Genomic DNA, 9,929 nt, shown 5'->3' with positions numbered 1-9,929 from the left:
GTACCACTCGTTTCGTCAGATGCCGAGCTGGTCGTCGAGGAATTCGAAGAGTTCGTCGTCGGTGGAGGAGCGCAGCCGGTCGGTCACCTCCGCCGCGCCGCCGGCCTCCCGCTCGACGCCGCGCAGCAGCGCCCGGAGCCGTTCGGTGATCCGCGCCCGGCTGTCGTCGTGCCGGTCGGGCGCGCCGAGGAACTCCCCGACCGAAGTCAGCTCCCCCAGCACCCGTTCCACCAGTTCCGCCTCGCCGGGCACCAGCAGCGTGCCGAGGAAACGGGCGACCGCGAGCGGGGTGGCGTGGTCGAAGGTGAGCGTGGCCGGCAACGCCACCCCGGTGGCCCGGGTGAGCCGGTTGCGCAGGTCCACGGCGGCCAGCGAGTCGAACCCCGCCTCGGTGAACGGCCGGGTCACGTCGACCTGTCCGGGGTCGCCGTAGCCGAGCACCTGGGCGGTCTGCGCGGCCACCAGGTCCAGCAGCGCCTGCTCCCGTTCGGCCGGACGCGACATGGCGAGCCGGTCGCGCAGCCGTCCTGCGGTGGCGGCGTCGGGGCCCGCCGCGGTACGCCGCCGCGCCGGCGCCGGAACCAACGCCGACAGCAGCTCCGGTACCCGCCCGCCGCCGGCGACCTTCCGCAGGTCGAGCGCGACGGGCACCACCACCGCCCGGTCCTGGCCCAACGCCGCGTCCCACAACGCGAGTCCGTCCGCCGAGGTCAGCGCGTCCATGCCCTGGCGTGCCAGCCTGGCCCGTCCGGCGCCGCCGCCCATGCCGCCGGTGTCGTCCCACACCCCCCAGGCCAGCGAGATCCCGGCCCGCCCGGCCGCCCGGCGGCGCTCGATCAGCGCGTCGACGGCCGCGTTCGCCGCCGCGTAGTTGCCCTGCCCCGGCGCGCCGAGGATCCCGGCCGCCGAGGAGAACGCCACGAAGGGCGCGGCGTCGGGGCACAACTCGTCGAGGTGGCGCAGCGGTTCGACCTTCGGCGCCATCACGCGAGCGAGGCGGTCGGGGGTGAGTGTGTCCAGCGTGCCGTCGTCCAGGACGCCCGCCGCGTGGACCACCCCGGTGACGCCGTACCGTTCGACGATCCCGGCGAGCGCGTCGCAGTCGGTGACGTCGCAGGCCACGATGTCGACCGCCGCGAGCCGTCGGGTCAACTCGCCGGCGCCGGGGGCGTCCGGTCCGCGCCGCGAGGCGAGCACCACCCGCTCGGCCCCGCAGTCCAGCAGGTGTTCCGCGAAGAGCGCGCCAAGTCCGCCGGTGCCGCCGGTGACGAGGACGGTGCCGCCCACCGCCGGCCGGTCCGGCGTCTCCCCGGTGGGGACACGGACGAGACGTGGTGCCAGGAAATGGCCGTTCCGCAGGGCGAGTTGGGGTTCTCCGCCCGGCAGGGCACCGGGCAGTTCGGCCCCGGGTGCGAGGTCGACGAGGGTGATCCGCCCCGGGTTCTCGGCCTGGGCGCTGCGGGCCAGGCCCCAGGCGGCGGCCATCGCCGGATCCGGCTCCTCGACGGCCACTGCGCCGGTGGTGACCACGATCAGCGGACCGGTGGCCTCCCGCAGCCTGGCCAGCGCCCAGGTCGCCGCCTCCAGTGGGGAACCAGCCCGTGGAACCCGGCACACGGCGGCGCCCTCGGTGGCGACGGCTTCCGCCACGACCGGCACCCAGTCGACCGCGTAGAGATGGTCGGTGGCCCGTGGCGGCCGAAGCGCGCGCGCCTGCCGCAGGACCAGCGCGTCGACCGTGAGGACGGGCGCGCCGCCCGGGTCGGTGATCTTCAGTCGCCAACTGCCCTCTGCCGACTCGCCATTGGGTGTGAGAGTGACCCGTACGGTGGTGGCACCGACCGCGTGCAGGCGTACCCCCTGCCAGGTGAACGGGACGAGCACCTCGCCGCTGGTGCCGGTAGCCGTGGCCGCGCCGTGCAGGCAGGCGTCGAGCAGGGCGGGATGGATGCCGTATCCGTCCGCGACGGGGCCCCGCAGTTCCACCTCGGTGTAGGTGATGCCGTCACGGCGCCAGGCCGCGGTGAGACCCTGGAACAGGGCCCCGTACTCCAACCCACGCTCGGCGAGTTCCGGATAGAAGTCGTCGAGCGGCACCGGCTCGGCCCCGTCCGGCGGCCACGCGCCGCTCCCGTCCGACGCCACGGAACCGGTCGTGCCGGGGGCGAGCGTTCCGGTGGCGTGTGTCGTCCACCGTTCCCCGTCCCGGGTGAGAACGGTGACCGTACGCGTCCCCTCCGCCCCCGCCGGGTCCACCACGATCCGCACGGTGGCCGGCAACGGGACGGCATCGTGGATGACGAGTTCGTCCAGCACCGGGCACCCCACCCGGTCCCCGGCGGCGACACACAACTCCACCAACGCCGTCCCCGGCAGGATCACCCGACCGAAGACCCGGTGCTCCGCCAGCCACGGCTGATCGGCCACCGTCATCCGCCCGGTGAGCACCAACGCCCCCGACGTCGGAACCTCCACTGCCGCCCCGAGCAACGGATGCGCGGCCCCCTCCACCCCTGCCGCCGCCACGTCCGAACGACGCCCCGGTGTCAGCCAGTAGTGGCGGTGCTGGAACGCGTACGTGGGCAGGTCCACGTGGTGTGCTCCGGTGCCGTCGAAGACCGATGTCCAGGTGACATCACGGCCCCATTGCCACACCGTGGCGACGGCGCTGAGGAGTGTGGCTGTCTCGGAACGGTCCCGGCGCAGCCCCGCGACGACTGGGGTTTCGCCGAACAGGGCGCTGAGGACGGCGTCCGGGCCGAGTTCGAGGACACCGTCGGCCCGCAGCGATGAGGTGTTGTCGTGGAAGAGCACTGCGGAGCGCACGTGGCGGACCCAGTAGTCGGGGTCGGTCCATTCGTCGCTGACCTGGCCGCCGGTGACGTTGGAGACGCCGGGGAGGGTGGGCTGATGGAACTCGACCTCACGCAGTGCCTCGGCGAACGGGGCCAGCATCGGTTCCATCAGGCGTGAGTGGAAGGCGTGGCTGACGCGCAGCCGTTTGGTCTTGACGGTGCTGTCGAGCCCGGCGAGGAACGCCTCGATCTCGGCTTCGGTGCCGGAAACGACCGTGGACGACGGCCCGTTGACCGCCGCAACCTCGATGCCTTTGATGTCCTCCGCCGGCAGCCCGACCGCCGCCATCGCCCCACCTGACGGCAACCCCTGCATCAACCGCGCCCGCGCCGCCACCACCCGGCACGCGTCCGCCAACGACCACACGCCCGCCACATAGGCCGCCGTCAGCTCACCGACGGAATGGCCACCCACCACATCCGCCGACACACCCCATGAGGTGACCAGCTTCCACAACGCCACTTCCAACGTGAACAACGCCGCCTGCGCATAACCCGTGTCATCCAGGCCAGACCGCCCGCCGAACATCACCTCCTTCAGCGGATGAGCGAACCCCAGATGCCGGTCCAGTTCATCGGCCACCTCATCCACCGCTGCCGCGAACACCGGGAACGTGTCGTACAACTCCCGCCCGACGCCAGGGCGTTGCGATCCCTGTCCGGTGAACACCACCGCCAGGCGCCCCACCACCGGCGCTTCCGCGTCGATCTGGAAACCGCTGCCGAACGACACCGCACGGCACCGCAACGCCGCCCGACCCGCCGCCAGCGAAAACCCCACATCCAGCGGAGACGCTTGCTCCGGCACCTGGACAAGCCGTTCGATCTGCTGCTTCAACGCGGCCGGCGAATCACCCGACACCACCCACGGGACCACCGGCAACACCACGGACGCCGTATCGGCTGGCGCCGCAGCCGGTGGTGCCGCCTCCACAATCACGTGCGCGTTGGTGCCGGAGATACCGAACGACGACACCGCCGCGCGGCGCTGCCGTCCGGTATCCGGCCACGGCCGTGCCTCGGTCACCAACTCCACCGCGCCCGACGACCAGTCGACCTGGGACGACGGCGCACCCACATGCAACGACGGCGGCACCACACCCGCCTCCATCGCCATCACCATCTTGATCACACCAGCCACACCCGCCGCCGCCTGCGCATGACCGATGTTCGACTTCACCGACCCCAACAACAACGGCCGGTCCGCTGCACGGTCCCGCCCATAGGTAGCCAGTAGTGCCTGGGCCTCGATCGGGTCACCCAGCCGCGTGCCCGTACCGTGTCCCTCCACCACATCCACATCCGCTGACGACAGCCCACCCTGCGCCAACGCCTGACGAATCACCCGCTGCTGCGACGGACCGTTCGGCGCCGTCAGCCCGTTCGACGCACCATCCTGGTTGACCGCCGACCCACGCACCACCGCCAACACCCGATGCCCGTGACATTCCGCATCGGAAAGCCGCTCCAACAGCAGCAATCCGACACCCTCACCCCACCCCACACCATCGGCCGCGTCCGAGAACGACTTGCACCGCCCGTCCACCGACAGACCACGCTGCCGCGCGAACTCCACGAAGATCAACGGCGTCGCCATCACCGTCACCCCACCCGCCAACGCCAGCGAGCACTCACCGTTGCGGAGCGCCTGCGCCGCCAGATGCAGCGCCACCAACGACGACGAACACGCCGTGTCCACCGACACGGCCGGCCCCTCCAACCCGAACACGTACGACAACCGCCCGGACAGCACGCTGCCGGAGACACCGGTGGCCACGTAGCCCTCGACCTCCTCGGAGACCGACCCCGCCGAGGGCGCGTAGTCGTGGTACATGACCCCCGCGAAGACACCGGTGCGGCTGCCGCGCAACGAGAAGGGGTCGAGCCCGGCCCGCTCGAACGTCTCCCACGCCGTCTCCACCAGCAACCGCTGCTGCGGATCCATCGCCAACGCCTCACGCGGCGAGATACCGAACAACTCCGCGTCGAACTCCCCGGCACCCGGCAGAAAACCGCCTTCGCGGGTGTACGTACGGCCGAACGCGTCCGGGTCGGGGTCGTACAGCGCGTCGAGGTCCCAGCCCCGGTCGACCGGGAACCCCGACACACCATCCCGCCCCTCCGACACCAGACGCCACAACTCCTCCGGCGACCCCACACCACCCGGATAACGGCAGGCCATCCCCACGATCGCGATCGGCTCGTCCGTGGTGCCGGTGACCACTGGTGTCGTGGCGCGGGGCTCTTCGGCGCCGGTGGCCTCGGCGAGCAGGAAGCGGGCGATCGCCTCCGGGGACGGGTGGTCGAAGGTGAGCGTGGCGGGCAGCGACAGTCCCGTGGTCCTGGCGAGCCGGTTGCGCAACTCGACGGCGGCCAGCGAGTCGAAACCGAGCTGGGTGAACGGGCGCCCGGGGTCGATCCGCGTCCGGTCCTCGTGGCCGAGCACCTGGGCGGTGTGGTCGAGCACGGTGTCCAACGCATACCGCTCACGGCCGCTGCCGGGCAACCGCCACGCACCGGCGGACTCCGGGGTCCGCCGCACGGCCACCGGCTCCCGGCGCAGCGCGGCGAACAACGGCAGGCGCGGCAACGCCCGCGTACGCAGATCCGCCGGCACCACCACGGCGCGGTCCTGGCCGAGGGCGGCGTCCCACAACGCGAGCCCGGCGTCGTCGGTGAGCGCGGCCATCCCGAGACGGGCGGCGCGTTCCCGGTCGGCTGAGCCTCCCATACCCGTTCCCCACAGCCCCCAGGCCAGGGAGACCCCGGCGGCGCCCCGGGCGCGGCGGCTCTGGATCACCGCGTCGACGGCGGCGTTGGCCGACGCGTAACCGCCCTGGCCCGGGTTGCCGAAGACACCGGCGCTCGACGAGAACGCCACGAACAGTTCCGCGTCGGGGCACAACGCGTCCAGGTGCCGCAGCGCCTCCACCTTGGGCGCGAGAACCCGCTCCAGCCGCTCAGGGGTCAACGTCCCGATCACACCGTCGTCGAGCACGCCCGCCGCGTGCACCACACCGGTGACGCCGTAACGGCCGACCACCTCGGCGAGCGCGTCCCGGTCGGTGACGTCGCAGGCGACTACCTCGATCCCGGGCAGGCGTCCGGCCTGCTCGGCGGCGCCGACGGCGTCCGGGCCCCGCCGGGACGCGAGCACGACCCGTTCGGCCCCGGCCGCCAGCAGCCGTTCGGCGAACAGCAGCCCGAGCCCGCCGGTGCCGCCAGTCAGCAACACGGTCCCGGTGACGGCGGCCGACGCGGAGTCGGCGGCGGGCAACCGCACCAGGCGTGGCACCAACACTTCGTCCCGTACGGCGAGTTGTGGCTCTCCGACGGGCAAGGACGAAGGCAGGGCCGTTTCCGACGCGAGGTCGACCAGGACGAGGCGGCCCGGATCCTCGGCCTGCGCGCTGCGAACCAGGCCCCAGACGGCCGCCATGGCCGGATCGGCGGGCTCGGCGGGATCCGTGGCCACGGCACCACGGGTGACCAGGACGAGCGGGCCTTCGGTGTCGCGTATCCGGTCGAGCGTCCAACTGGTAGACTTCAGCGGCGAGTTGTCACGGGGCACCTCGTACACGACGCCCTCCGGCAGCGCCGTGGTCGCGCCGGTGGCCGGCTGCCAGTCCACGCCGTACAAGGCACCGGAACGGGAAGCGCGCGCCGGCCGCACCCGCAGGGAGGCCACCGAGAGCACCGGGGCCCCGGTGGTGTCGGTGACGGCGAGCCGGGTCGCGTTGGTGTCGGTCGCGGTGAGCACGGCCCGCACGTGGGTGGCCCCGCTGGCGTGCAGGGCGACGCCGTTCCACGCGAACGGCACCAGAGGCTCGTCGGTGTCGGTGGCCGCGGCGTGCAGGCAGGCGTCGAGCAGCGCGGGATGGATGCCGTATCCGTCCGCGACGGGGCCCCGCAGTTCGACCTCGGCGTAGGTGATGCCATCACGGCGCCAGGCAGCGGTCAGCCCCTGGAACGCCGGCCCGTAGTCCAGGCCCCGCTCGGCGAGATCCCGGTACAAGTCATCGAGCGCCAACGGCTCCGCACCGGCGGGCGGCCACGCGTCCATCGGCACCGGCGGGTCAACGGGGCCGCTGCTCAGAACCCCGGTGGCATGGGTCGTCCACTCGTCACCGTCGCGGGTGTGGAGCGCCACGCCACGGCGGCCATCGGCGTCCGGCGGGTCGACCACCATCTCCATCGTGGCGGGTACGCGGATCGGCGTCTGCACCACCAACTCGTCCACCACCGGGCACCCCACCCGCTCCCCCACGGCGACACACAACTCCACCATGGCGGTACCCGGCAGGATTGCCTCATCCATCACCCGGTGCTCCGCGAGCCACGGCTGCTCGGCCGGCACCGCACGAGCCGTGAACACGCTCACACCCGTCGACGGCACTTCAGCCAGCGCCGTCACCATCGGATGGCCGAGATCGGCAGTCGTCCGGGAAGCGAACGGCAACCAGTAGTTGCGGTGTTGGAACGCGTACGTGGGCAGGTCCACGTGGTGTGCTCCGGTGCCATCGAAGACCGATGTCCAGGTGACATCGCGGCCCCATTGCCACACCGTGGCGACGGCGCTGAGAAGTGTGGCCGTCTCGGGACGGTCCCGACGCAATGCCGCGACGGCCGGGGTTTCGCCGAACAGGGCGCTGAGGACGGCGTCCGGGCCGAGTTCGAGGACACCGTCGGCCCGCAGCGATGAGGTGTTGTCGTGGAAGAGCACTGCGGAGCGCACGTGGCGGACCCAGTAGTCGGGGTCGGTCCATTCGTCGCTGACCTGGCTGCCGGTGACGTTGGAGACGCCGGGGAGGGTGGGCTGATGGAACTCGACCTCACGCAGTGCCTCGGCGAACGGTTCCAGCATCGGTTCCATCAGGCGTGAGTGGAAGGCGTGGCTGACGCGCAGCCGTTTGGTCTTGACGGTGCTGTCGAGCCCGGCGAGGAACGCCTCGATCTCGGCTTCGGTGCCGGAAACAACCGTGGACGAGGGCCCGTTGACCGCCGCGACCTCGATCCCTCGCACCTCGTCAGCGGCGAGCGCGACCGCCGCCATCGCCCCGCCCGACGGCAACCCCTGCATCAACCGCGCCCGCGCCGCCACCACCCGGCACGCGTCCGCCAACGACCACACGCCTGCCACATAGGCCGCCGTCAGCTCACCAACGGAATGGCCACCCACCACATCCGCCGACACGCCCCACGAGGTGACCAGCTTCCACAACGCCACTTCCAGCGTGAACAACGCCGCCTGCGCATAGCCCGTGCCATCCAGGCCAGTCCCCTCGCCGAACATCACCTCGTTCAGCGGATGATCGAACCCGAGATGCCGGTCCAGTTCACCGGACACCTCATTCACCGCAGCCGCGAACACCGGGAACGTGTCGTACAACTCCCGCCCGACGCCAGGGCGTTGCGATCCCTGTCCGGTGAACACCACCGCCAGCCGCCCCACCACCGGCGCTTCCGCGTCGATCTGGAAACCGCTGCCGAACGACACCGCCCGGCACCGCAACGCCGCCCGACCCGCCGCCAGCGAAAACCCCACATCCAGCCGAGACACGGTCTCCGGGACCTGATCAAGCCGTTCGATCTGCTGCTTCAACGCGGCCGGCGAATCACCCGACACCACCCACGGGACCACCGGCAACACCACAGACGCCGGTGCCACCGATTCCGCAACCGGCGGAGCCCCCTCCACAATCACATGCGCATTCGTCCCCGAAATACCGAACGACGACACCGCCGCGCGGCGCTGCCGTCCGGTATCCGGCCACGGCCGTGCCTCGGTCACCAACTCCACCGCGCCCGACGACCAGTCCACCTGGGACGACGGCGCACCCACATGCAACGACGGCGGCACCACACCCGCCTCCATCGCCATCACCATCTTGATCACACCAGCCACACCCGCCGCCGCCTGCGCATGACCGATGTTCGACTTCACCGACCCCAACAACAACGGCCGGTCTCCGGGCCGATCACGACCATAGGTAGCCAGCAACGCCTGGGCCTCGATCGGATCACCCAACCGCGTCCCCGTCCCGTGCCCCTCCACCACATCCACATCCGCCGACGACAGCCCACCCTGCGCCAACGCCTGACGAATCACCCGCTGCTGCGACGGACCATTCGGCGCCGTCAACCCGTTCGACGCACCATCCTGGTTCACCGCCGACCCACGCACCACCGCCAACACCCGACGACCACGACGCACCGCATCGGAAAGCCGCTCCAACAGCAGCAATCCGACACCCTCACCCCACCCCACACCATCGGCCGCGTCCGAGAACGACTTGCACCGCCCGTCCACCGACAGACCACGCTGCCGCGCGAACTCCACGAAGATCAACGGCGTCGCCATCACCGTCACCCCACCCGCCAACGCCAGCGAGCACTCACCGTTGCGGAGCGCCTGCGCCGCCAGATGCAGCGCCACCAACGACGACGAACACGCCGTGTCCACCGACACGGCCGGCCCCTCCAACCCGAACACGTACGACAACCGCCCCGAGGCCACGCTCAACGTGGTACCGGTCATCACGTGGCCCTCGACCGGGGCCGCGGCGAAGACCCCCGGCACGCCGTAGTTCTGGCTGGTGATCCCCGCGAAGACACCGGTGCGGCTGCCGCGCAACGACAACGGATCGAGCCCGGCCCGCTCGAACGTCTCCCACGCCGTCTCCACCAGCAACCGCTGCTGCGGATCCATCGCCAACGCCTCACGCGGCGAGATACCGAACAACTCCGCGTCGAACTCCCCGGCACCCGGCAGAAAACCGCCCTGCGTGGTGTAGGCGTGCCCGGGGGTGTCGGGGTCGGGGTCGTAGAGCGCGTCGAGGTCCCAGCCCCGGTCGACCGGGAACCCCGACACACCGTCCCGCCCCTCCGACACCAGACGCCACAACTCCTCCGGCGACCCCATACCACCCGGATAACGGCAGGCCATCCCCACGATCGCGATCGGCTCGCCGTCCTTGGTCTCGGCCTCGTGCAGGCGGCGGCGCAGGTCGCGGATCTCGATCGTGGAGCGCTTGAGGTAGTCCAGGTACTTCTGGTCGTCCGACACTTGCCCTC

The 9,929-nt window shown here is 71.5% G+C and carries 1 protein-coding gene; it reads right to left on the bottom strand.

The genetic code is table 11. The features are described 5' to 3' along the window. Nucleotides 1-15: 15 nt before the first annotated feature. A complete protein-coding gene (locus SCATT_RS34130; RefSeq protein WP_014150769.1) occupies nt 16-9,921 on the bottom strand; it encodes a type I polyketide synthase in 9,906 nt (3,301 codons plus the stop codon). Nucleotides 9,922-9,929 lie beyond the last annotated feature (8 nt).

This window comes from Streptantibioticus cattleyicolor NRRL 8057 = DSM 46488 (genome assembly GCF_000240165.1).
Lineage (GTDB): Bacteria > Actinomycetota > Actinomycetes > Streptomycetales > Streptomycetaceae > Streptantibioticus > Streptantibioticus cattleyicolor.
Note: the sequence above shows the minus strand (reverse complement) of the source record. Positions and strands in the feature narration are given on the sequence as shown.